Origin of the sequence: Parapontixanthobacter aurantiacus, from assembly GCF_009827635.1 — a bacterium.
In the GTDB taxonomy this organism is placed as follows: Bacteria; Pseudomonadota; Alphaproteobacteria; order Sphingomonadales; family Sphingomonadaceae; genus Parapontixanthobacter; species Parapontixanthobacter aurantiacus.
The window spans coordinates 16,597-39,121 of record NZ_WTYW01000005.1 but is presented as its reverse complement, the minus strand read 5'-3'; the positions used below and the strand labels follow the sequence as shown (position 1 = coordinate 39,121).

Below are 22,525 nucleotides of genomic sequence, written 5' to 3'. Positions count from 1 at the left end.
TGGCGCGCCGCGTTTTTCTAATGACGGGTTTGGTATCCTAATTGAAACTTATGTTTCCAAGCGGCCCGCTTATCGCAAGATTGTTCTTGACGGGCACCGGCATTTTATAAATCATTCCTAGCGACGGTATGGAAAAACACCGCGATAGATGGGAGAGAGATTATGGCCGGTCCACAGGACGGATATATTTCGCGTTTTCAGTTTTCAGTTTCGACCTCGGCGCTTGCATTGAGCCTGATGGCGGCTCCCGCCTTCGCGCAGCAAAGCGCGACGGATCCCGGCGTCCTCGCCGCGCAAGACGACGAGGTTATTGAAAACCAGATCGTCGTCACCGGAACGCTGATCCGCGGTACGCCGGAAGATACGGCTCTTCCCGTCGAGGTGTTCTCATCCGAGGAATTGACGGCCGAAGGTCAGACATCGCCCCTCGATTTCATCAAGGACATCCCGGCAGTCGGATCCGTACTCGGCGACTCCAACCAGTTTGCTCAGGGCGCACAGGGCCTTAACGGCGTCGGCACGATCAACCTTCGCAACCTCGGACCGCAACGTACGCTCGTCCTTCTCAATGGTCATCGCACGATCCAGGCGGCCGGAGCAGGTATCAGCGATACGAACCTTCTTCCCCTATTTGCGCTGGAGCGCGTCGAACTCCTCAAGGACGGCGCTGCCGTGACCTACGGCTCTGACGCGGTCGCAGGTGTCGCCAACTTCATCACGCGCGACAATTTCGAAGGTGTCGAAGTTCAGGCCGACTACACGTTCATCGATGATAGCGATGGTGACTGGACCGCATCCATCTTGGGGGGCATCAATCTCGGTGCAGATGCCAATATCCTTGCTGGCTTCGGCTATCGCCATCGTTCGCCGCTCAACGCCATCGATCGTGATTTCGCTAACCAGCCCTTCGAAGTGAACCCGGCGGGTTATTCCGGCATCTCCAGCATCGGGACTTATATCCCGCTTGGCTTCATCGGCGGAGCGGTCAGGCCGATCGCCGGACCACAGCGCGATGCCAACTGCGAACCGCTCGGCGGGGTAGAAGGCACGCTCGGTTCAGGCCTTGCGACCTGTTATTACCAATATACCGATTACAACAATCTCGTGGAAGATCAGGACTTCTATCAAGCGTTCGCGTCCATGAACGTCGATCTGAGCGATGATTTTCGCTTCAATGCCGACGCTTTATGGGCTCGCAGCAAGACCCTGACCGTTCTTTCCCCGTCCTACCTGACGTCCAAGGGGCCGCGCGGCATCGGGCTGGGCACGCCATATCTTATTCCGCGCAACAATCCGGGCTTCGATGATTACATTGCGCAGACCGGCAATACCGATACAGCGATCGGCGCACTTGTCGGCGTCTATCGCCCGCTTTCGCTGGGCGGCAACCCGATTTACGGAGAACCGTTCGGCGGCCAGGGCGAGGCGGTCGCCAACAGCTGGCGCGTTTCTGCAGGCTTCGAGCATGATCTGGGCGATACGATCGTTGCTTCCTTGCAAGGAACCTACATCGATTCCGGATCGAGAGACTTCTCTCGCGATTACCTCTCGTTCCGTCTGCAGAACGCCATCAACGGGTTCGGCGGACCGGATTGCGACATTGCCACAGGCTCGCCGGGCGTGGGCAACTGCTACTTCTTCAATCCTTTCTCGAACGCGATACCGGTCAATCCCCAAACCGGTCAGGTAAATCCGGGCTACGTGCCAGGTAACGAGAACCGCGAAGACGTAATTGCTGCCCTGTTCGAAGAGAGCGGCGTGATCGACAACGAAACACAATACGTCGTCGACGCTCTGGTCAGCGGCAGCCTTCCGGGCTTCGACTTGGGGGCAGGCCCCGTCGCGTTCGGTGTCGGAGCGCAGTATCGCAAGTCCACCTTCCGATCCCGTCCGATAAGCGTGTTCTCGGATGAAGCGCAATTCCCTTGCCCAAGCCCGGGCCAAGAGCTCGGCGAAACCAACTCCAGCGGCTATACCTGTAACACGCCCGTTGGTCCGTTTGCGTTCCTCGGCTCGTTCAACGATGTCGAGGTCGAGCAGGATATCTACGCAGTGTTCGGCGAAGTGCTGGTCCCTGTCTTCGATCGCCTCGAAGTGACGCTTGCATTGCGATACGAAGATTACGGCGAACCCGTCGGTTCGACGCTCGATCCGAAGGCATCTTTCCGCTTCGAACCGCTCGACTGGCTGGTCCTGCGCGGCTCGGTCGGTACGACATTCCGCGGTCCGCTGGCCGGACAGGTAACGACGAACAGCGTGACGGCCCTCCAGTCCATCACAGCTGCCGGCAGCAACTTCCTGTCCGTCGATACTCGCGGCAATCCGGATCTCAGCCCGGAAACCGCTTTTACCTATAACGTTGGGGCAGTCATCCAAACTGGCGGGTTCAATGCTTCGATCGATTACTGGAGCTACGATTTCGAGGACCAGATCATCAACCAAAGCGCCAACGCGATCGCGGACACGATCGCTCCGGGACCATCCCGTTTAGCAGATTGCGACAGCCCGCTTCGTCCCCTGATCACGTTCGAAAGCGGCACGTGTGTCACCGGCACGACCAGCGGGGCCAATATCGTCCGAATCGCGACGCAAACCGTAAACGGGCCGCCGGTCGAAACGCGAGGTGTCGATTTCGAGGCCGACTACACGAGCGATCTCAGCGCCAATCTGGTTGCAACGATCGGTATCGCGGGCACGTGGACAATCGATTACAAGGTCGATCCCTTCTTCGTGAATGGAGTTCAAGTAGCAGAGGCTTTCAACGGCGTCGGCTTTAGCAACTTCGATCGGACAGCCCCGGCTATCTCCGAATTGCGAGCCAATGCCTTCGCAAACTTCAATTTCGGCGGTTTGAATGCTCGCTACATCGTACGCTACGGTAGCGGCGTCGATGATGACCGGTACGACGATCCGCTCTTCGCCGATTTGCCGCAGGCACGCGCTGCGCCGGAACCGCGGCCGGAATCGTTCTACGGACGCGACGGGGAGGATTCCTGGCAGCACGACCTAACGCTGCTTTACGATCTGCCGTTCGATTTCGCGCAGGTGCAGTTGCAGGGTTCGGTGAACAATATCTTCGACGAAGATCCGCCCGTTGCGCGGCTGGAACTGGGCTACAACCCGTTCCTCGGCACGCCGCTCGGTCGGACCTATCGTCTAGGCATCAAGGCCGGCTTCTGAGCTAAAGTAGAATGACAAAGAACGCGATATCTTGAAGATATTCGCCACATGACGGACGGTGCGTCGGGGCAAACCGCCTTGGCGCACCGTCACTTTTCCTGAAGCCCGCATCCGATGCCGAAGACGGCACGAAAACGGGTCACGCGGTTCGGCGACTTTCCGCTCAAGCAAAAGGTGACTCAATTACGATGTCCAGCACGGTCGCAAACAAGTTCGATGCCGCAGACGGCGAAGTGAGCGCGAGAGCGCGGCGCGTCACCCTGACCCTGCTGACGGTCACCTATTTCTTCAGCTACATGGACCGGCAGATCCTTGCGATCCTGCTCGAGGACATCAAGGCCGACCTGCTCCTGAACGACACGCAGCTCGGACTTCTGTCCGGACTCGCCTTCGCGCTGTTCTACGCCACCCTCGGCATTCCCGTCGCGGCGCTCGCCGACCGGATGAACCGGGTCAACATCATCTCGATCGCGCTCGCCCTGTGGAGCGGCATGACCGCCGCCTGCGGTCTGGCGCAAAATTTCTTCCAATTGCTGCTCGCGCGGATCGGTGTCGGTGTCGGCGAAGCCGGGTCCTCGCCGCCGAGCCATTCGATCATCGCCGACCTTTATCCGGCAGAAAAGCGGGCGCTCGCCCTGTCGATCTATTCGCTGGGGGTGACGCTGGGCGCGGCGGCCGGGCAGATCTTCGGCGGGAACCTTACCTATTTCTTCGACTGGCGCGTGGCCTTCATCGCCATCGGCCTGCCGGGCGTCATTCTCGCGATCGTCGTCAAGGTCTTCGCGACCGAACCCATGCGCAAGGCGGAGCCGGGCGCGGTCGCGGAGACGGAAACTCCGTCCATCGCGGCAGGATTTCGTTCGATCTTTGCCAATCGCGCGGCGGTCTGGCTGGTCGCCGGAGTAACGCTTACGTCGATGATTGGCTACGCGCTCACGGGCTGGACGCCGGCCTATCTCATCCGTTCCTTCGGCCTCAACACGCTCGAAGTCGGCAACATCGTCGCTCCCTTATTGGCTATTGCCGGGGTCGCGAGCGGGCTTGGCAGCGGCTGGCTGGCGAACCGGCTGTCGGAACGCTACGGCCTCAAGGCGCAGCCCTATATGGTCGCCGGTCTCAAGACGATCGCCCTACCCTTCCTCATCTGGTTCTACGTCGCGGAGAGCGCCCCCCTTGCGGTCGGCGTCTACTTCATCGCAGTGCTGTTCCAGTCCTGCTATCTAGGGCCGACCTTTGCGCTCATTCAGACGCTGGCTCCCCTGCGCATGAGAGCAGTGTGGGCGGCCATTACGCTTCTCGTCATCAACCTGATCGGTCTCGGTTTAGGCCCGACCATGGTGGGCGTCCTGTCCGACATCTTCGCCGATCAATATGGCGAGGAGTCGCTGCGACAGGCACTGCTGGTCATCGCGCTGGCGACCCCGCTCGCGATCTTCTGCTACTGGCGCGCAGGGCGCTGCCTCGAAGCGATGAAGAAAGCCGAGACGCCGCGCACCGCTTAATTGCCAGGGCGAAACCGGCTCAGAGAGCCTTTCGCCAGCGTGCGACGAAGAAACCGTCGAGTCCGCCTTTCTCCGCCATCATGCCTGGGTGGGTGCGCACCCGGCCATCTTGCAAGGCGTCGGACGCTAGGATCGCAGGCAACTCTTCGGGTCGCACCTTGTCGGGCTTCAACAACCCCTTCTCGTCGAACAGCGCAGCCTGCGCTTCGCCCTCTTCGGCTTCGAGCGAGCATACCGCGTAAACGAGAACGCCGCCCGGCTTCAGCCACGCCGCGGCCCGTTCGAGCATAGCCGCCTGCAATTCGGCGAGTTCTACGATCTGCCGCTCTCCGATCCGGTGGATCACGTCGGGATGACGGCGCAGCGTTCCCGTCGCGGTGCAGGGCGCATCGAGAAGGATGGCATCGAAAACCGCTTCCGACCCATCGACGAGCCGCGGCCGCCACTTCAGCACGTCCGCCCGCACGATGTCCGCGGCCAACCCTGTTCGTTCGCAATTTTCCGCAACGCGCTCCAGCCGGCGCTTCGAGATGTCGAGCGCCGTGACGCGCCACCCCGCCGCCGCCAGTTGCAGCGTCTTGCTTCCGGGTGCCGCGCATAGATCGAGCGCAGCACGACCCGCCCCCGCCCCTATCAACCGCGCAGGTATCGCGGCGGCGAAATCCTGCGCCCACCAATGCCCGTCTTCATAACCAGCAATCCGCTCGACGGCCTGCCCGCGATGCAGACGAAGCGATCCTGGCGCCATGACTTGTGCGTTCAGCCGATCGGCCCACGCCTCGGTCGCGGTCTCGTCCTTCAGCGTCAGATCGAGCGGCGGCGGAACGGCAAGGCCAGCCGCGATCTCGTCCGAACGCGTACCCCAGCGCCGTTGGGCACGCTCCGGCAAGGTCGGCTTCTCGGGCAATGCGGCCTTACGTTTTGCCAAGGTCGAGAACACGCCATGCGCCAGCCGTCGCGGTCCGCCGTCGAGCAAGGGGAGCGCGGTCGCAATGACCGCATGGGGGGGCGTTTCGAGCCGCAGCCAGCTCGCCAGCATGATACGCAACACGCTGCGCGCCTTGGCGTCGTCCGGCAGGTTTCGCTTCGTGGCGCTGTCGATCAGGGCGTCGAGATCAACGAGCCAGCGCAGCACCTCGCTCGCCAGCGCGCGGGCCAATGCCTTGTCGGCGAATTCCGTCAGTTGGCCGGTCGCGCTGCCGAAAGCCTGATCGAGGGTTTCGCCGCGACGCAGCACGGCGTCCAGCAGGCGGAGCGCTGCCTTGCGCGCAGGGTATCCGGAAATTTCGGCCATTATCGGCGCGCCCTATCCGCGATTGAAACCAAGCGCCAGTCCGACCATTTGATAGGGTGTCATGAAACGTTCGACGAAACGCCCCGAAAACTTCCGAAAACCGGCGCACTGGACCAACGATCCGCCGCCCGAGCCCAAGCCGATGGAAAAGACCGACGACCCGCAAGGCCTGTCGCCGACGCGCTATGGTGATTGGGTGAAGGACGGCATCGCCATCGATTTCAGCTAGGCGCTCACTCGCCCTGTAGCGGCGTAAGCGTCACCCTCAGTCCATCTTTCGGCTTCGGGATCGGCCAGGCCTGCCAGTCGGGTTCGTAGCCTTCTGCAATTTCGATCCGGTAACGGGTCAGCAGATGCGCGGTCAGGATCTTCACCTGCATGTAGGCAAAATGCAGGCCGAGGCACATATGCGCGCCGCCACCGAACGGCACCCAGGCGTATTTGTGGCGTCCCTTCACTGCTTCCGGCGTGAAGCGCATCGGATCGAACTTTTCGGGTTCCGGCCAGATTTCCTCCATCCAGTGCGTCGCTCCGGGACTGACCGAAACCTGCGTGCCCGCCGGGATCGTATAGCCGCCATATTCGAAGTCGCGCAGCGCGCGGCGTGGGATCGACGGGACGGGCGGCATGAAGCGAAGCGCTTCCTTGAACGCCATTTCCGTCAGTTCCATCTTGCCGAGCGCCGCTTCGGGCAAGCTGCCATCATCGTCCATCAGCCCCAACGCTTCCTCGCGCAGCTTTTCCTGCCACTCGGGATGTTCGGCGAGCTTCCAGACGAGCGTCGTCGCGCTGCTGGTAATGGTGTCGTGCGCCGCCATCATGAGGAAGTTCATGTGATCGGTCACTTCGTCGACCGTCATCAGTTCGCCGTCCTCGCGCCGCGCACGAGCGAACTGGCTGAAAAGGTCGGGCCCTTCCTCGCCCTCGCGGCGACGCAGCGTCTCGCGCCCGAACCACTCCTTCAGGAACTTGCGGCCTTTCACGCCCCGACCCATCGCGGTGAAGGGCAATGGCTTTCTGATCGGGGCGACGGAGGCCTGCACCATGTCGACAAAGGCGGTGTTGATCGCATCGGCCTCTGGCCCGAACGGCAGGCCGACGAAACTGTCTGCGGCGAGTTCCAGCGTCAGGGACTTGATGGCGGGATAGAACTCCATCGGCCCCGCGCCCCAGGCGGTCACGCCCTGAGCCATCCCGCGATCGAGCGCCTCCGCGTAATGCCGCATCGGCGCAGGCTTAAAAGCAATGGACAAAGCGCGCCGGTCGGCCCGGTGGCGCTCGAAATCCATCAGCATCAGGCCATGCGGAAACAACTGGTCGAGCACCGGACCCCAGCCCGCTTCGCTTGAGAACAGCTTGTTCTTGTCGAACAGGACGAGCTCATTCGCCTCCGGTCCGATCATGCTGACCGTGTAGTAGCCGAAGCTGTTGACCTTGTAGACCCTGCCGTAGCGAGCCTGCATCCGGCGCGCGAATTCGGGAGGGTCGCTCAGCACCGCGAAGGTCGTTCCCACCAGCGGCAGGCCGTCTGCGCCGGGAATATGCTCCAGCTGCGAACCGGAAGTCGGGGGTCCGCTCAAATCATGCGCTGGGGTTTGCGGATCTGCAAGCTGGGTGGCCATCGCTCTTGTCTCCGGGCTGGAGGTAACATCGGTTTCGTTTCGCTACGTATCTGCCTAACGTAACCGTTGCGTTAAATCCAGCCGAAGAGTTCGCGCCGCACGATCGTTTCGAGCATCTCCATGCCGGGAGCGCCCGCATTGAGGCAGGACAGGACAGCAAAATTGTCGCCGCCCGCATCTGTAAACTGTCGCTTGCCCTCGATCGCCAGTTCCTCCAGCGTTTCGACACAATCGGCGGCGAAACCGGGCGCGGCGATGGCGATGCGCTTCGTCCCACGTTCCGCTTCGGCCTCGAGCGTCGCATCGGTTGCCGGTTCAAGCCATTTCGCCGGTCCGAAACGCGACTGAAAGCTGGTTTGCACGCGCCAGTCAGGCGCGATGACGCCTTTCCCTCGCAGGCTGTCTTCGAGCAGGCGCGCGGTCTTGCGACAGTGGCAGTGATACGGATCGCCGAGTTCCAGCGTGCGCTTCGGCATTCCGTGAAAGGACAAAAGCAGCACCTCGGGGGCGAAGGACAGGCCTTGCAGTTGCGCACCGATGTCCTGCGTCAGCGCCGCGATGTAAGCCGGATCGTCGTGATAGGGCGGCATGGTCCGGATGGATGGCTGCCAGCGCATCTTCGCGAGCACCTGTCCCACCTTGTCGACGACCGTCGCCGTGGTCGCCGCGCAATATTGCGGATAGAGCGGCGCGACGAGGATGCGCTCGCACCCTGCCTCCTTCATCGCGACGAGCCGGCTCTCGATCGACGGATTGCCGTAGCGCATCGCGTAATCGACCGTGAGACCCGTGCCGAGCCGTTCGCGGAGCGCCTCCGCCTGATCGGCGGTGATGGTTGCCAGCGGCGATCCGCGTTCGCCCCACACCTTTGCGTAGGCGCGCGCAGACTTCTTCGGCCGGGTGTTGAGGATGATGCCGCGCAGGATCGGCTGCCAGGCGATCGGCGGAATTTCGATCACCCGCCCGTCGGACAGGAACTCGGCGAGATAGCGCCGCACGGACTTCGCGTCCGGCTCGTCGGGCGTGCCGAGATTGACGAGCAGTACGCCGATCCCGCCCGATCGCACCGACGGATGATCTTCGGGAAGACGCTGTTTCTGCCAGGTCATATCGGCTCCGTGCTGTCGGCGGCGAAACCGCCTTCGTTTAGTGCATCGAGTTCCTCGACCGACATCGTATCTTCGTCGGGCGGTATCTCGGCCGGTTCTTCCCCGTTGGTCGCATCGGCGGGTTCGGGCTGAGGCTCGGGCTCCGGCGCAAATTCCGCCAAATTGCGGGTCAGCGGCAGGCTCCGCAACCGCGTGCCGGTGGCGGCATACATCGCATTCGCGATTGCCGGGGCGACGACGCCGACGCCAAGTTCGCCGGGGTCGAAGGCAGGCGCATCGCTGGCAACGAAGATGACGTCGATAGTAGGACTGTTTGCAAGCCGCGGGACGTCGAGTTCACTCAGCGTCGTTTGTTGCGGCACCGAATTGCGGATTTCCGGTGCGCAGCCGACGGCCAGCCCCATGCCGAACAGCAACCCGCCCTCGATCTGCTGGCGGGCAATGTCGATATTCACGATCCGCCCGATATCGACCGCTGCGAAAAGTTGCGCCACCTCGATACCGCCCGGACCGGGACGCGCCTCCGCAATGCAGGCGATCCGCCCTTCGCTAAGCCCCTGTTCGCTCGCCAGCTCCATCCTGAAACAGGCAAGCCCCTGACCGTGGCTGCGCGGCTCGCCAGCGCGCCTGCCGCCATCCCACTGTGCCAACCCCGCCACCTCGCGCAGCAGCCGGGCCATGCGCGGATCGCCGCCAAGCATGGCGACACGGAAGGACAGCGGTTCGCGCCCCTCGCGCCCGGCCAGTTCGTCGATGACGCATTCGGTGGCGAAGTTCGTGATCGCGCCGGTCCCGCCGCGCATCGGCCCGCAGGAGAGCGGCAGCGTTACGGGCACGTGATCGATGGCGATTTCCGGTATGGCGTAAGGCGGAATGGCTGCACGACACATGATGGCGTCCGCCTCGCCGCCTGCCTCCGCGATCGCCGCTTCGGGCGTTTTGTTCTCGAAGAGCCGTGCGCCGAACTCGTGATGCACCGAAGGCATCGCGACCCGCTCGTACCAGGACGCGATGCGGCCCCCATCCGTGCCGGTCATGCCCACCGCGATGTCGATGAGCGCGGGCGGACGCATCGGTATGCCCAGCACGTCCTGCCGCCGCGGCCAGGTCAGCTGGACCGGCTTGCCGACTGCCTGGGCCAGTTGGGCCGCCTCGATCGCCTGGATATGCGTGAGCCTCGCATCGAAGCTGCCGCCGGCGGGCATCGGATAGAGCACGACATCGGTCAGCGGCAGATCGATCGCTTTCGCCGCCGCGCGCCGGGCCGCTTCGGGGGCCTGTGCCGCCATCCAAAGTTCGAGCCGTCCCTGCCGATAGCGCGCCGTGACGCTCGTCGTTTCCAGCGTGGCGTGAACGGCGGGTTCGATCTCGAAGCGCGCCGTATATTCGCTCGGTCTGAGAAACTCGCCTTCGCCCAGCCGGATGACTTCGAGCGGCTCTTCGGTTTCCATCGCGGTCGCCAGCATCTCGCGGTTGCGCTCGCTATCGACCGGGTCGGGTCCGCTGAAGCGCGGGTTCATGACCGCGAGTGCGCTTTCCGCTGCCCACCAGTTCGTGGCGACCGCCGCCAGCCAGCGCTTCGAGCGGACGACGCCGACCAGCCCGCGCACCGACGCGGTATTCTCCTCTTCGAAACTTTCGAGGATCGGACGACCGAGCAAACCGTGACGGATGCTCGCATGGACCATTCCCGGCAGGCGCACGTCGGCGGCGAACTGGAACGTGCCATCGACCTTGGCGGGCGCATCGAGGCGGGGAAAGGCAGACGGCTCGACCGGGCCGAGCGCCACGGGCCGCTCCTGTGCCGGCATGGAGCGGAGCGGAGGCGGATCGGGCGGGGAGAAGGTTGCCGCTTCCTCCGCCAGTTCGCCGAACGAAAGGCGTCGATCGCCATGGATGATGAAACCGTTCTCGGCTTCGAGTTCCTCCCAGGTGACGTCCCAGCGCTCCGCCGCCGCCATGGCGAGCATCGCCCGCGCCGCAGCAGCCGCTTCGCGCGCGGGCATTTCGTAGGCGTCGAGGCTGGTCCCCGATGCGGTCGCTGCGAAGGCTTCGGAACGCGCCCAGCGCCCCGCGATAAGGCTGTCGGGCCATGATGAGGGATCGCTCGCCAGCGACGCCGCGAACGGCATCCATAGCGGTGCCCATTGTGCGGCCAAGGGCACGTTGGGATAGGCCCCGCTCGGCGGCGTCGGCTGAACCGCGACCTGTCGCCAGTCCGCCCCCAGTTCGACGGCGGCGATCTGCGGCAATATCGTCGTGATGCCCTGCCCCATCTCGAGCTGCGGGACGGCGACCGTAACCACGCCGTTCGCGGCGATCTTGAGCCAGGCGCCGAAGCCGTATTCGCCCGGCCCCGGCGCCAGCGGAACCTCGTAGTCGCGCGGCAAGGCCATCCAGGCAACGATCAGGCCACCGCCCAACGCCGCCCCGACGAGCAGCCCGCGACGGCTCAGTTTCGGACCATGTTCGCCAATCTTGTTCATGGGTCCGGCGGTCTTATCCGCGCTTGTCGAGCCACGCAGCAAGTTTTTGCGCGATCGCGGCGAAAGCCCTGCCGTCGGGCGTATCGCCGAGCGCGGGGGGCGAGCCGGCGTCACTGTCCTTGCGAATGGCGATGGAGAGCGGAATGCGTCCGAGGAAGGGCAGGTCGAGCCGCTCAGCGGCTGCCTCGATCCCGCCGCTGCCGAACGGGTCGCTGACTTCGCCGCAATTCGGGCAGACATAGCTGGCCATGTTCTCGACGAGACCGATAATCGGAATGTCGCCCTGGTCGAACAGCTGCCCCGCCCGCACCGCATCGATCAATGCAAGATCCTGCGGCGTGGATACTATGATCGCACCGTCGGGCCGGAAATGCTGGAGCATCGAGATTTGCACATCGCCTGTGCCGGGCGGCAGATCGACGAGCACGACGTCGGCATCCCAATGCGCATCGATAAGTTGTGCGAGCGCCTTGCCCGCCATCGGCCCGCGCCAGGCGAGCGCCTTGCCCTGCGCGACCAGATGACCCATCGAGAGGAGCGAGACACCGTGCTCGCTCGCGATCGGCACAAGCTTTTCGTCCCGAGCTTCAGGTTTCTCTCCGGTCGTGCCGAACAACATCGGTTGCGAAGGACCGTAGATATCGGCATCGACGACCCCTACCGAGACGCCACTTTTCGCCAGTGCCACCGCGAGATTCGCAGTCAGGGTCGACTTGCCGACCCCGCCCTTGCCCGAACCGACCGCGATCATCACCGGTTTGTGCATCGACGCCGGGGCCGTGCGCTCGCTCGTCGCAATGATCTGCACGTCGCCCGGCGCACCGGCGAGCGACAGGATCGCAGCGCGAACGTCGCCCATGGCCGCGTCGCGCTCCGCTCCGCCCAGCGCGGCAACGTCGAGCACGGCTACCCAGCGCTCCTTTCCGGCGGTCAGGGACTGGAGCCGTTCGGCCAGTTCGGCAGGCAGTTTCTGCCGGGCCTGTTCCAAAATCGAGACATCGTTCATGCGCGCGGACCGTTTCACCATTAAAAAGCGAATGCCAACCCTGTTTTTCCCCGTATCCGCGCCTATAAAGAAGGCATGACACTGTTTGGCGGGTTCGGAAGAACGATCGGGCTGGCGATGGCCGGCAAGAACAATCCCTGGGGGAAACCATCCGGCGGCGACGGCTCGTCGGGCGATGGCTCGGACAGCGAGGGCAAGTCCGGCGGCAAAAGCGGCGGACCGCGCAATCCTTGGCTCCCCCCGGCAGGTGGCAGCGGCGAGACCAAGGGGCCGCGCCGTTCCGCCAGTATCGAGGATATCTTCAAGAACCGCGGACCCGAAGGGCCGCGCCGCGTCGGCGGTGGAGGCGGCGGGCCGAATTTTCGCCTGCCCGAACGCCCCGACGGCAAGAGCTGGGTTCCGCTGATCGTGGTCGCTCTGGTAGTCGGCTGGTTCCTTTTGTCGAGCGTTCACCAGGTCGGTCCGAAGGAACGAGGCATCGTCACGACGTTCGGCAAATATACCAACACCCTGTCGCCGGGCCTCAATTTCACCGCGCCCTGGCCGTTCCAGAATGTCGACATAATGGACGTATCGACATTCCGGTCCGAGCGGGTTCCCGGCAACAATAACACCGAAAAGCTTATCCTGACGGGCGATCAGAACCTCGTCGACCTGTCCTACGTCGTGCGCTGGAACATCGCCAATCTTCAGCAATACAAGTTCCAGCTCGCCGAACCTGAAGAGACGGTTCGCGAAGTGGCCGAAGCAGCCATGCGCGCATCGGTCGCGGAACAGGAACTCGACAGCATTCTGTCGGGTGCGGGACGCGCCGAGGTCGAGCAGCAGGTCCGTATGCGGATGCAGGCGCTGCTCGATGCCTATCGTTCCGGCATTGCTGTGCAGGGCGTCGAAATCGAGAAGACCGACCCGCCTGCGCGCGTCGTCGAAGCCTTCAAGGACGTCTCGGCTGCTCAGCAGAACGCCGAAACGGAAGTTAATCGTGCGCGCGCCTATGCTCAGCAGGTCCTGGCTCAGGCAGAGGGCGGCGCGGCGGCGTTCGACAAGATTTACGAGGAATACCGGCTCGCTCCTGAAGTGACGCGTCGCCGCCTCTATTACGAAACAATGGAACAGGTTCTCGCCAATACCGACAAGACGATCGTCGAGTCGGACGGAGTGCAGACGTATCTGCCGCTGCCCGAGGTTCAGCGCCGCGCGCAGCAGAACCGCAACGCTCAAGCCGGCGAGGCAGGACAGTAAGATGGAACGTATCTGGGATCAGTACAAACTCGTCATCATCGCGGTCATCGCGGCGATCATCGCGCTCTTTTCGGTCATCATCATCGTTCCCGAGACGCAGCAGGCGGTCGTCATTCGCACGGGTGAGCCGGTGCGCAAGATCAACACCTTCAAGCCGGGCGTGCCTTACGGCCAGACCGGCGCGGGTATCGGCTGGCGCATTCCGCTGCTGGAAACGGTCCAGTATATCGACAAGCGCGTGCTCGACCTCGACATGGAGCGCCAGCAGGTGCTGTCGAACGACCAGCAGCGTTTGCAGGTTGACGCCTATGCCCGCTTCCGGATCATCGACCCGGTCCGCATGGTTCAGACCGCCGGAACGGAAGAAGCCGTAACGACGCAGCTTACCCCCATTCTGACCTCCGTCCTTCGCCAGGAACTTGGCCGCCGCCCCTTCGCGGCCCTGCTGACGGCGGAGCGCGGCACGGCGATGGCGAATATCCGCCAGGCGCTCGACCGGCAGGCGCGCGAATACGGCGCGCAGGTCATCGACGTGCGCATCAAGCGGGCCGACCTGCCCGAAGGACTGCCGCTTGAAGCAGCCTTCCAGCGGATGGAAGCCGACCGGCAGGAAGAGGCTGAAACGATCCGCGCACAAGGCCGCAAGAACGCGCAGATCATTCGCGCCGAAGCCGAAGCGGCAGCCGCCAACACCTATGCCTCGGCATTCGGGAAGGATCCGGAATTCTACGACTTCTACCGCGCGATGGAGAGCTATCGCCGGACGTTCAACCAGGGCGAGGCCGACAGCAACGTCATTCTGTCGCCCGACAACGAATATCTGCGGCAGTTCCGCGGGAGCCGTTGATCGGTTCGTTCCCGCTCGCCCGGAAATCCGCCGTGAAGCCCGACAAACGGCGCATGGCGGTCGACCGGCGGCGCTGCCGTTCAATGGCAGTTAAGCGGTTTTGCGGTGTAACCGGTCGCGTTCTGCCGCCTCCCCGGCGGCTTTACCGACACTATCGAGAAGAGGATTTGAAACCAGTGCGATATGCTTACGGTTTGACAGGTGCCCTGCTGGTCGGCGGCGCCGCTATTTCTTTGGCGACCGGCTATCCCGCCGGCGCGCAAGTCGCCCAGAACGACGACAGCCGGATGGCGCAGGTCGTCCCGCGCGCAGGTGCGCCTGCCAGTTTCGCCGAGCTGACCGAGCAGTTGCAGCCGTCGGTCGTCAACATCTCCACCCGGCAGCGGGTCGAGATCCCGACCAACCCGCTCGCCGAGTTCTTCAACCGCCGCCGTGGCGGTCCGGACGAGCCGCAGTTCCGTGAGGGCACTTCGCTCGGCTCGGGTTTCATCATCAGCGCCGACGGCTATGTCGTGACCAATAATCACGTCGTCAGCCCCGACCGTCGCGGTACCGTGGAAGAAATCACGGTGACCATGCCCGACGGCACGGAATATCCCGCCGAACTGGTCGGCGCGGACGCCGCATCGGACCTTGCCGTCCTCAAGATCGAGCGGGGCGAGCCCTTCCCCTTCGTTGAGTTCGGCAATTCGAGCCAGGCGCGACCGGGTGACTGGGTCATTGCGATCGGCAACCCGTTCAACCTCGGCGGGACGGTGACCTCCGGCATCATTTCCGCGATTGCGCGCACGACCGGCCAGGGCGGCGCCTATGACCGCTACATCCAGACGGATGCGAGCATCAATCGCGGCAATTCCGGCGGTCCACTGTTCGACATGCAGGGCAACGTCATCGGCATCAACAACGCCATCTTTTCGCCTTCCGGCGGCAGCGTTGGCATCGGTTTCGCAATCCCTGCAGAAACGGCCGCTCCGATCGTTGCCGAACTCATGGAGGGTCGCGCGATCGAGCGCGGCTATCTCGGCGTGCGGATCGAGCCGGTCGTCGGCGATCTGGCCGACTCGCTGGGCCTGCCGCCCAATCGCGGCGAGTTCATCCAGTCGACCGAGGACGATTCCCCGGCGGCACGCGCGGGCATTCGTGCGGGCGATGTCGTGGTCAGCGTCAACAACCGTGCGGTGACGTCGGACCAGACGTTGTCCTTCCTCGTCGCCAATATCGAACCCGGCACGACCATTCCGGTCGAACTCATCCGCAATGGCGAACGTCGCCGCGTCGATGTGACCGTCGCGCGCCGTCCGAGCGACGAAGAACTGACCCAGCGCCAGATGTTCGAAGGCGATGACGAAAGCAGCGACCCCCCGGTCGAATCGAGCGACATCGTGAGCGAGCGGCTCGGCATCCAGGTCGTCGAACTGACGCCGCAGATCAATGCGCAACTCGGTATCGACAGCGACACGACCGGCGTCGCCATCCTGTCGGTCAATCCGAACAGCGATGCGGCACGCAAGGGATTGCAGCGGCGGGACGTTATCCTGCAGGCGAACTACCGCCCGCTCGACGGCATTGCCGGGCTTGAAGCAGCCATCGCCGCAGCCGAGGAAGAAAACCGCGAAGCCGTGCTGCTGCGCGTTCAGCGCCGCGGAGTGCCCCCGCAATCGGTGGCCGTCCGGCTCCGGTAAAACTCCTTGAAGAGAAACGAGGAACCGCCCGCGCCGATAGATGGCGCGGGCGGTTTTTCTTTGTCTCGTTCCAAGTGAGAGGCTCGTTCGCGTGAGCTAGGGCGGCTGGCCTAGGGCTACCCTATCAGCCGTGCCGTCATTCCTGACCGGCGGGCGAGCGGGTCGAGCGGATCGGCTCGCCGCGAACCGAGCCGCTGGGTGCGCGTGTATTGCCGGCTGGCTGCTCGGGTATTTCCCGCCCCGTGGCTTCTTCGAGGAAGTCCTCGTCGACCGCTCGCGGCAGACGCCGTTGCCGCGGTTCAGGCGACTGGTTGCCGCTCCGCACATCGACCTCGCCATCCTGACGCAGCGGATCGTCGCCGAACTCCCCGTCGATCGCGAAGGGGTTCTCGCCGGGACCTTCGTCGCGCATCCCCGGTTCGATCAGGTTGCCCTGTTCGTCGATGAAGTAATAATCGTCGGGATCGCCGAAGAAGTACTCGTCATCGGGTTCGAGCTGCCATTCGGGCAACTGCACCTGTGTATCGAATTCCTCGACCGGCCGGTCGCGCACCGCGACTTTCATAAAGTCGGCAAAGGCGCGCGCCGGAGCACGCCCACCCTGCAATCCGCCGACAGGCTTCGCATCGTCGCGGCCCATCCACACGCCCGTCGTTATGCCGCTCGAGAAGCCGAGGAACCAGCCATCCTTGTTGGAATTGGTCGTGCCGGTCTTGCCCGCGACGGGCCGCCCGATCTGCGCCGCACGCCCCGTCCCCGTATTGACGGCAGTCTGCAACAGGTCCGTGATGCCCGCCGCCACATAATCCGGGACGAGCTGCGAAGTCCGCCGCCGTTCATGCTGGTAGAGGACATCACCACTCGCGGTCGTCACCCGGATGATCCCGTAAGGCTGGACGGATTCGCCCTTGGCGGAGATCGCGGCAAAGGCCTGCGTCATGTCGATGACGCGCGTCTCGTTCGTGCCGAGGACCATCGAAGGGTAGGTCGAAACTGGCGTCGTGATGCCCAGCCGCCGGGCCATGCGGGCGACCGTGCCGAAGCCGACCTCGTTGCCTAGTTGCGCAGCCACGGTGTTTTTCGAATAGGCAAAAGCGGTGCGCACGTCGATCTCGCCGGCATAACCGCCGCCCGAGTTGCGCGGCGTCCAGCCCTCGATCGTAGTCGGCGTATCCTTGACCCGATCCTCCGGCGTGTAGCCCGCTTCCAGCGCGGCGAGATAGACGAACAGCTTCCACGCGCTGCCGGGCTGACGCACCGACTGGACGGCGCGATTGTAGTTCGATTCGACGTAATCGGTCCCGCCGATCATCGCGAGGATGGCCCCGTCGCGGTCGAGGCTGACCAGCGCGCCTTGCGCGCCCTTGGGTGCGTTCGCCTTAATGGCAGCGGCGGCGGCATCCTGCAGTTTCGGGTCGAGCGTCGTCCAGACCTCGATCGGCTCGAAGGTTTCGGGCAGCAGGAGGTCGAGCTGTGGCAAGGCCCAGTCGGTGAAGTAGCGCACCGAGTTCTGGCTGCGATCCTGCTTCAGCCGGACGGTCGAAACGTCGATGGAGGCTTGCGAGGGGCTGATGACGCCCTGCTCGCGCATCAGGCGCAGAACGACTTTCGCGCGATCGACCGCGCGGTCGACATCGGCAGTCGGCGAATAGCGCGAGGGCGCTTTGACCATGCCGGCGATAATGGCAGCTTCCGCCACGGACAGCTCGGTCCCGGAATGGCTGAAGAACTTCCAGCTGGCGCTGTCGATGCCGTATGCGCCGCCGCCGAAATAGACCTTGTTAAGATAAAGCTCGAGGATCTCGTCCTTCGTGAACTTCGTCTCCAGCGCCATGGCCAGGACCGCCTCGCGCAGCTTGCGGTCGACAGTCCGGTTGGAATTGAGGAACAGGTTGCGTGCAAGCTGCTGCGTGATGGTCGAGGTTGCGCCAATGCGCTTGTCGCCCGTCGCCCATTCATAGACCGCTCGCGCAAGGCCGATCGGGTCGACGCCCGGATGCATCCGGAACCGCCGGTCCTCCACGGCGACCATCGCTTCCTTCATGGCATCGGGGATTTCTTCGCTGTCGAGCCACACGCCGAAGCTCGGTCCGAGTTCGACCAGTTGCGACCCGTCGCGCGCGCGCACGATAATCGTCTGGCCGTGCTGGCTCGCCTTCAACTGGTAATAGCTGGGGATGCTGCGCGCTGCGAACAGGACCGCGATGGCGAGCGCAATGCATCCGAGCAGGGCAAGACCGCCTCCCCACAGGAAAAGACGCTTCATCCAGCGACCGAACGCGCTGCCCTCGTCGGAGCGGCGCGGTTTGCGGGAATTGCGCTTGCCGACGGTTCTGGTCCGGGCATTGCGCGAAACATGCGCTCGTTCCTTACGAGGCATCGTTCCGGCCACACCCCAAATTATAGACCTTCATGGTCGAACCCGATCCCTGTCCAAGCCGAAGCCCACCGCCCCCGCAATTCATGGCGAATATGCGCGTCGAGGTCATAACCCAAGGTGAACGGGCCGGACAGGGAAAGTTGCTTTGGCCACCCTGCCATGAGTTCGGCGGCGTCAGTCCTCCGGCTCGAACTCCAGCGCGAGGCTGTTGATGCAATAGCGCAGGCCGTGGGGACCGGGGCCGTCGGGAAAGACGTGGCCGAGATGTCCCTCGCAATTCGAGCAGGTCACCTCGGTGCGGATCATGCCATGCGAGGTATCGCGATGTTCGGCGACCGCGGACTGCTCTGCCGGCTCGGTGAAGCTGGGCCAGCCCGACCCACTGTCGAACTTGTCGTCGCTTTCGAACAGGATCTGCCCGCAGCCGGCACAGCGATATTCGCCCTCGGCCTTGTTCTGATCGTACTTGCCGGCAAAGGCGCGCTCCGTGCCTTTTTCGCGCAGGACATGGAACTGTTCAGGGGTCAGACGCTCGCGCCATTCGGCTTCGCTCAAATTCTTGGGATCGGTCATCGTTTCAACGCTCCTTCGGCATCGATATGGTGCCTCTCGGTGCCATTGTGAACCCGCTCGACATCAGTCTAGATGTCGACTTTCGCATAGTGAGCGGGCGGGTGGATGCCCTCCATCTTCTCCGACAGCATGGGGCGAAAGCTGGGCCTGCTCTTGAAGACGGAGTACCAGCGCTGGGTCGGACCGTGATCCTTCCAGTCGATGCCACCGAGATAATCCGCTACGGAAATCTGGGCTGCGGCGGCCAGATCGGCAAGGCTCATCGTCGCTCCGGCAACCCAGGCACGATTGTCGATCAGCCAGTCGATATAGTCGAGATGCGCGTGCGCGTTCTTCATCGCCTGCCGCAATACGCGCGAATCCGGGGGTTCGCGCAGGACGAGCCGTTTCCTCATCCGTTCCTGCAGGAGTGGCGCTGTCACATCGGCATAGAAGTTCTCGTCGAACAACGCGACCAAACGGCGGATTTCCGCCCTTCCCACAGCCGTTCCGTTAATCATGGGAGACCGCTCGACCGTTTCTTCCAGGTATTCGCAGATCGCCCGACTGTCGCACAGCGTCAGGTTCTTGTCCGGATCGTGAAGAACCGGGGTCCGGCCCGCCGGATTGAGCGCCCATAACTCGTCGCTCTCTTCCCACGGATTTTCGCGCTTCAACTCGTAGGAGACGCCCTTTTCCCCCATGAGCAGACGCAGCTTCCGACTGAACGGACACAGGGGAAATTGATGAAGTTGCCACATCTCGCGGCTGTCCATGCCGCAATGGTTAATCTACGTCCATAGCAGCAAGCACGCTCGTCTGATTTTGGCACTCGCTATCTTATGTCGCGGCCCGCCTGCCCGACCTGTGCGCCGAGTTCACGCAGCCTCGGCATCATCGTTTCAAGCGCCTGCGCCATGCCGGCAATCGCGCCCATCGCGCGTGGGACCTGCGTTCCCACCTGCTCGGGGATTGCGCTGCTTCCCGGCGCGATGCTGCGCAGGATCAGGTTCGGATCGACCTCGGCAAGTTCCTCTCCAGCCATTTCGGCAGCAGCCTCGGCAAGCGGCGCGAGCGGAATATCGAGCAGGATTTCGGTGACCGTCTGCAGCATCATTCCGACTTCGCGTTGCCTGTCCGAATCGTCCATCGCCTCGACCAAGCCCGAAAGGTTCCGGTCTTCGACCTCATAGCCTTGAACGGTATCGTCGACCGCGTCCTGCGCCAGCGACGGGGTCGCCAAACTCGCGGTCGCCAAGGCAGCCAGAGAAATTATCGAAAAGCGCATCGGATTGCTCGCCAAATCAGTCGAAGAAATAGACCGTGATAGTCCGACAGCAAGCGTGAGCGGACGATGAACGGCAGTCAGAGACGTCTTACAGGCCGGACACTTCGAGCAGGGACAGGCAGGGCGGAACCATCTCGTCGAGCGCTTGCCCATTGTCCCACAATGCCTGTGCCTGCGCGGAGAGGAGCCGACTGACTGTCGCCCTGTCGAGCCCTTCTTCGTCCATCAGCCGTGCCATGCTGCGCACCATGTATTCGCGGCCCCTCGTCGCCACGTCGGGATAGGCGAGCGCCTCTGCATTGCCGTTTGCCTGCTGCCGGGCAACGATCGCGAAGAGGGCCGAGCAGCGCAGTGCCGTCTGTTGCTCCATCGTCAGGCGATCGGCCATCGCTGCGGTCGCCGGATCGACCATCGGCATGGGTTCGCTTTGCGCGAGAGCGGGGCCGCTCGCGGACAAGGCGATTGCAGCGGAAACGGGAAACCACATCTTCATGCAGACGCTCTTAATTCCGCTTGCCTGAACGAGAAGCAACGCACCGCCGACCGAGAAGCCGGGTTCTCAGCGCGCCAAATGAAATACCGCGAATTCGGCGCGCAGATTGGCTGCCGTCGCCGACAGCGAACGCTCACCGGCAAAGAACCAGCACCCCCGAATGTCGCAACCCTTGAGGCGTGTGAGTTCGCGGAAATCGTCGACGGTGACGTGATGGATGTTGCGCGTCTCGTACCATGTCAGCGGAAGGGCGCGGGTCACTGGCATCCGCCCACCGAGGAGCAGCGCCGCCCGCGTGCGCCAGTGCGCGAAATTGGGGAAGCTGACGAAAGCCTCCCGCCCAACCCGCAGCAACTCGTCGAGCATGAGGTCGGGCCGCTTCGCCATTGGTAGCGTCTGGCTGAGCACCGCGTAATCGAACGAAGCGTCGGGATAGTCGGTAAGGTCGCGATTGGCGTCACCCTGAACGACGGACAGCCCGTGAGCGACGCAGCCAGCCACTTGTTCGGCGTCGATGTCCATGCCCCTCGCATCGACACCCTTGCTGTCACGCAGCGTCTTCAGAAGCGCACCATCGCCGCATCCGATGTCGAGAACGCGCGCGCCCGGTGCGATCGCTTCGGCGATCACGGCGAGATCGGGACGAAGATGCTGGCTCATTGCGACAGAAAACCTGCGACCACGCGGTCGAGCGCCGGCACGTCGAGCAGGAAGCTGTCATGGCCGAAGGGTGCCGAGAGTTCGACGAAGCTGACCGCTGCCCCCGCCGCATTCAGGGCATGGACGATATGGCGGCTTTCCGCCGTCGGATAGAGCCAATCGGTATCGAAGCTAACGATACAGAAGCGCGCTTCGCTGCCCCCGAATGCCTGTGCGAGCTTGCCTCCATGCTCTTCGGCGAGGTCGAAGTAATCCATCGCGCGCGTGATATAGAGATAGCTGTTCGCATCGAAGCGGCGCGTGAAGCCGCTTCCCTGATACCGCAGATAGGATTCCACCTGAAAGTCGGCATCGAAGCCGAAGCTCTTGGCCCCCGGCGCGCCGTCCGGGCGATCCTGAAAGCGGCGACCGAACTTCTCCGTCAGGCCGTCCTCGGAGAGATAGGTGATGTGCGCCGCCATGCGCGCCACGGCGAGCCCGGCATCCGGGCTGGTCTCGCTTGCGTAATAGTCACCGTTCGACCAGGCTGGGTCGGCCATGATCGCCTGCCGCCCGACCTCGTGAAAGGCAATGTTCTGGGCAGAATGGCGGGCCGTGGTAGCGATGGCCAACACGCGACCTGCGCGCTCCGGGAAATTGGCGGCGAGCGAAAGCGCCTGCATTCCTCCCATCGAGCCGCCGATCACGCAATGCAGCCGCTCGATCGCCAGTTCATCGAGCAATCCGACGAGGCCGCGCACCATGTCGCGAATGGTGATGACTGGGAAGCGCATGGCATAAGGCTGGCCGTCGCTGGCCATGCTGGCCGGGCCGGTCGAACCGAGGCAGCTGCCGATGACATTGGCGCAGATGACGTGGAAACGATCGGTATCGACCGGCTTGCCCGGTCCCACCATCCGATCCCACCAGCCGGGTTTGCCGGTCACGGGATGCTCGCTCGCAACGAACTGATCGCCGGTCAGCGCGTGGCATATGAGGATTGCATTGTCGCGCGCTTCGTTGAGGACGCCATAGGACTCGTACGCGATCTCCGCATCGGACAGCACCTGTCCGCTGTCGAGCGGCAGGTCATGGGGCAAACGGATGCTGGAAACGGGGTAATCGCGTGTCATGTCTCGGCTTCGCCTTACGGGGCGGCGGCAAGCTGTCAATTCTCTGTTGCTTGCCGGCCAAAGCGGCTAT

18 protein-coding genes are annotated in these 22,525 nt (G+C 63.5%); 6 read left to right on the top strand and 12 right to left on the bottom strand.

What is annotated here, in order from left to right:
- Positions 1–162: 162 nt before the first annotated feature.
- Positions 163–3,180 carry a TonB-dependent receptor plug domain-containing protein gene (locus tag GRI38_RS13035; protein ID WP_160684981.1) on the top strand — a complete coding sequence of 1,006 codons (3,018 nt, stop codon included), beginning with the start codon at positions 163–165 and terminating at the stop codon, positions 3,178–3,180.
- 188 nt (positions 3,181–3,368) lie between these two features.
- Positions 3,369–4,682: a spinster family MFS transporter gene (locus GRI38_RS13030; protein WP_160684978.1), complete on the top strand. Its 1,314-nt coding sequence runs from the start codon at positions 3,369–3,371 to the stop codon at positions 4,680–4,682.
- Between the two features lie 19 nt (positions 4,683–4,701).
- Here the strand turns inward: GRI38_RS13030 and GRI38_RS13025 are convergent, their stop codons facing one another.
- A complete protein-coding gene (locus tag GRI38_RS13025; protein ID WP_160684975.1) occupies positions 4,702–5,976 on the bottom strand; it encodes an RsmB/NOP family class I SAM-dependent RNA methyltransferase in 1,275 nt (424 codons plus the stop codon).
- A 61-nt stretch (positions 5,977–6,037) separates the two neighbouring features.
- On the opposite strand from GRI38_RS13025, the gene GRI38_RS13020 reads away from it, so the two are divergent.
- Complete coding sequence (locus GRI38_RS13020) at positions 6,038–6,205, top strand: DUF1674 domain-containing protein (RefSeq protein ID WP_160684972.1); 168 nt, start codon at positions 6,038–6,040, stop codon at positions 6,203–6,205.
- Between the two features lie 4 nt (positions 6,206–6,209).
- Here GRI38_RS13020 and GRI38_RS13015 read toward each other — a convergent pair whose 3' ends face one another.
- The 4 genes from GRI38_RS13015 to GRI38_RS13000 form a co-directional block, all read right to left on the bottom strand.
- Positions 6,210–7,598 carry a cytochrome P450 gene (locus tag GRI38_RS13015; RefSeq protein ID WP_160684969.1) on the bottom strand — a complete coding sequence of 463 codons (1,389 nt, stop codon included), beginning with the start codon at positions 7,596–7,598 and terminating at the stop codon, positions 6,210–6,212.
- 71 nt (positions 7,599–7,669) lie between these two features.
- Positions 7,670–8,707, bottom strand: coding sequence for a ferrochelatase (gene hemH / locus GRI38_RS13010; RefSeq protein WP_160684966.1), 1,038 nt, complete (start codon positions 8,705–8,707; stop codon positions 7,670–7,672).
- Positions 8,704–11,193 (bottom strand): molybdopterin cofactor-binding domain-containing protein, encoded by a 2,490-nt coding sequence (locus GRI38_RS13005; protein WP_160684963.1) that lies wholly within the window; start codon positions 11,191–11,193, stop codon positions 8,704–8,706. Before GRI38_RS13005 ends, hemH begins: the two co-directional genes overlap by 4 nt.
- Before the next feature lie 13 nt (positions 11,194–11,206).
- Entirely contained in the window at positions 11,207–12,199 is a 993-nt protein-coding gene (locus GRI38_RS13000; protein WP_160684960.1) for an Mrp/NBP35 family ATP-binding protein, read from the bottom strand.
- A 75-nt stretch (positions 12,200–12,274) separates the two neighbouring features.
- Here GRI38_RS13000 and hflK point away from each other — a divergent pair, with 75 nt between their 5' ends.
- The 3 genes from hflK to GRI38_RS12985 all read left to right on the top strand — a co-directional run bounded on the left by hflK (position 12,275) and on the right by GRI38_RS12985 (position 15,970).
- Entirely contained in the window at positions 12,275–13,441 is a 1,167-nt protein-coding gene (gene hflK, locus GRI38_RS12995) for a protease modulator HflK (protein WP_237487553.1), read from the top strand.
- Between the two features lies 1 nt (position 13,442).
- Positions 13,443–14,288: a protease modulator HflC gene (gene hflC / locus GRI38_RS12990; RefSeq protein WP_160684957.1), complete on the top strand. Its 846-nt coding sequence runs from the start codon at positions 13,443–13,445 to the stop codon at positions 14,286–14,288.
- A 176-nt stretch (positions 14,289–14,464) separates the two neighbouring features.
- On the top strand, positions 14,465–15,970 hold the full coding sequence (locus GRI38_RS12985; protein WP_337191296.1) for a Do family serine endopeptidase: 1,506 nt from the start codon (positions 14,465–14,467) through the stop codon (positions 15,968–15,970).
- Positions 15,971–16,106: 136 nt separating this feature from the next.
- Here GRI38_RS12985 and GRI38_RS12980 read toward each other — a convergent pair whose 3' ends face one another.
- The 7 genes from GRI38_RS12980 to metX form a co-directional block, all read right to left on the bottom strand.
- The gene (locus tag GRI38_RS12980) at positions 16,107–18,350 is read right to left on the bottom strand and encodes a transglycosylase domain-containing protein (RefSeq protein ID WP_419880275.1); all 2,244 of its coding nucleotides are present in this window, start codon (positions 18,348–18,350) and stop codon (positions 16,107–16,109) included.
- 174 nt (positions 18,351–18,524) lie between these two features.
- Entirely contained in the window at positions 18,525–18,923 is a 399-nt protein-coding gene (gene msrB, locus GRI38_RS12975; RefSeq protein WP_160684954.1) for a peptide-methionine (R)-S-oxide reductase MsrB, read from the bottom strand.
- Between the two features lie 68 nt (positions 18,924–18,991).
- Entirely contained in the window at positions 18,992–19,663 is a 672-nt protein-coding gene (locus tag GRI38_RS12970) for a glutathione S-transferase family protein (RefSeq protein WP_160685156.1), read from the bottom strand.
- A gap of 74 nt (positions 19,664–19,737) precedes the next feature.
- Positions 19,738–20,190 carry a hypothetical protein gene (locus tag GRI38_RS12965; RefSeq protein WP_160684951.1) on the bottom strand — a complete coding sequence of 151 codons (453 nt, stop codon included), beginning with the start codon at positions 20,188–20,190 and terminating at the stop codon, positions 19,738–19,740.
- A gap of 88 nt (positions 20,191–20,278) precedes the next feature.
- The gene (locus GRI38_RS12960; protein ID WP_237487551.1) at positions 20,279–20,683 is read right to left on the bottom strand and encodes a hypothetical protein; all 405 of its coding nucleotides are present in this window, start codon (positions 20,681–20,683) and stop codon (positions 20,279–20,281) included.
- A gap of 66 nt (positions 20,684–20,749) precedes the next feature.
- Positions 20,750–21,343, bottom strand: coding sequence for a methionine biosynthesis protein MetW (metW, locus tag GRI38_RS12955; RefSeq protein WP_160684948.1), 594 nt, complete (start codon positions 21,341–21,343; stop codon positions 20,750–20,752).
- Positions 21,340–22,455: a homoserine O-acetyltransferase MetX gene (gene metX / locus GRI38_RS12950; protein WP_160684945.1), complete on the bottom strand. Its 1,116-nt coding sequence runs from the start codon at positions 22,453–22,455 to the stop codon at positions 21,340–21,342. Before metX ends, metW begins: the two co-directional genes overlap by 4 nt.
- Positions 22,456–22,525: the final 70 nt, after the last annotated feature.

Coding starts and splice junctions, on each gene's coding strand:
- GRI38_RS13035 (WP_160684981.1), top strand. CDS start 163: ATGGCCGGTCCACAGGACGGATATATTTCGCGTTTTCAGTTTTCAGTT.
- GRI38_RS13030 (WP_160684978.1), top strand. CDS start 3,369: ATGTCCAGCACGGTCGCAAACAAGTTCGATGCCGCAGACGGCGAAGTG.
- GRI38_RS13025 (WP_160684975.1), bottom strand. CDS start 5,976: ATGGCCGAAATTTCCGGATACCCTGCGCGCAAGGCAGCGCTCCGCCTG.
- GRI38_RS13020 (WP_160684972.1), top strand. CDS start 6,038: ATGAAACGTTCGACGAAACGCCCCGAAAACTTCCGAAAACCGGCGCAC.
- GRI38_RS13015 (WP_160684969.1), bottom strand. CDS start 7,598: ATGGCCACCCAGCTTGCAGATCCGCAAACCCCAGCGCATGATTTGAGC.
- hemH (WP_160684966.1), bottom strand. CDS start 8,707: ATGACCTGGCAGAAACAGCGTCTTCCCGAAGATCATCCGTCGGTGCGA.
- GRI38_RS13005 (WP_160684963.1), bottom strand. CDS start 11,193: ATGAACAAGATTGGCGAACATGGTCCGAAACTGAGCCGTCGCGGGCTG.
- GRI38_RS13000 (WP_160684960.1), bottom strand. CDS start 12,199: ATGAACGATGTCTCGATTTTGGAACAGGCCCGGCAGAAACTGCCTGCC.
- hflK (WP_237487553.1), top strand. CDS start 12,275: ATGACACTGTTTGGCGGGTTCGGAAGAACGATCGGGCTGGCGATGGCC.
- hflC (WP_160684957.1), top strand. CDS start 13,443: ATGGAACGTATCTGGGATCAGTACAAACTCGTCATCATCGCGGTCATC.
- GRI38_RS12980 (WP_419880275.1), bottom strand. CDS start 18,350: ATGCCTCGTAAGGAACGAGCGCATGTTTCGCGCAATGCCCGGACCAGA.
- msrB (WP_160684954.1), bottom strand. CDS start 18,923: ATGACCGATCCCAAGAATTTGAGCGAAGCCGAATGGCGCGAGCGTCTG.
- GRI38_RS12970 (WP_160685156.1), bottom strand. CDS start 19,663: ATGTGGCAACTTCATCAATTTCCCCTGTGTCCGTTCAGTCGGAAGCTG.
- GRI38_RS12965 (WP_160684951.1), bottom strand. CDS start 20,190: ATGCGCTTTTCGATAATTTCTCTGGCTGCCTTGGCGACCGCGAGTTTG.
- GRI38_RS12960 (WP_237487551.1), bottom strand. CDS start 20,683: ATGAAGATGTGGTTTCCCGTTTCCGCTGCAATCGCCTTGTCCGCGAGC.
- metW (WP_160684948.1), bottom strand. CDS start 21,343: ATGAGCCAGCATCTTCGTCCCGATCTCGCCGTGATCGCCGAAGCGATC.
- metX (WP_160684945.1), bottom strand. CDS start 22,455: ATGACACGCGATTACCCCGTTTCCAGCATCCGTTTGCCCCATGACCTG.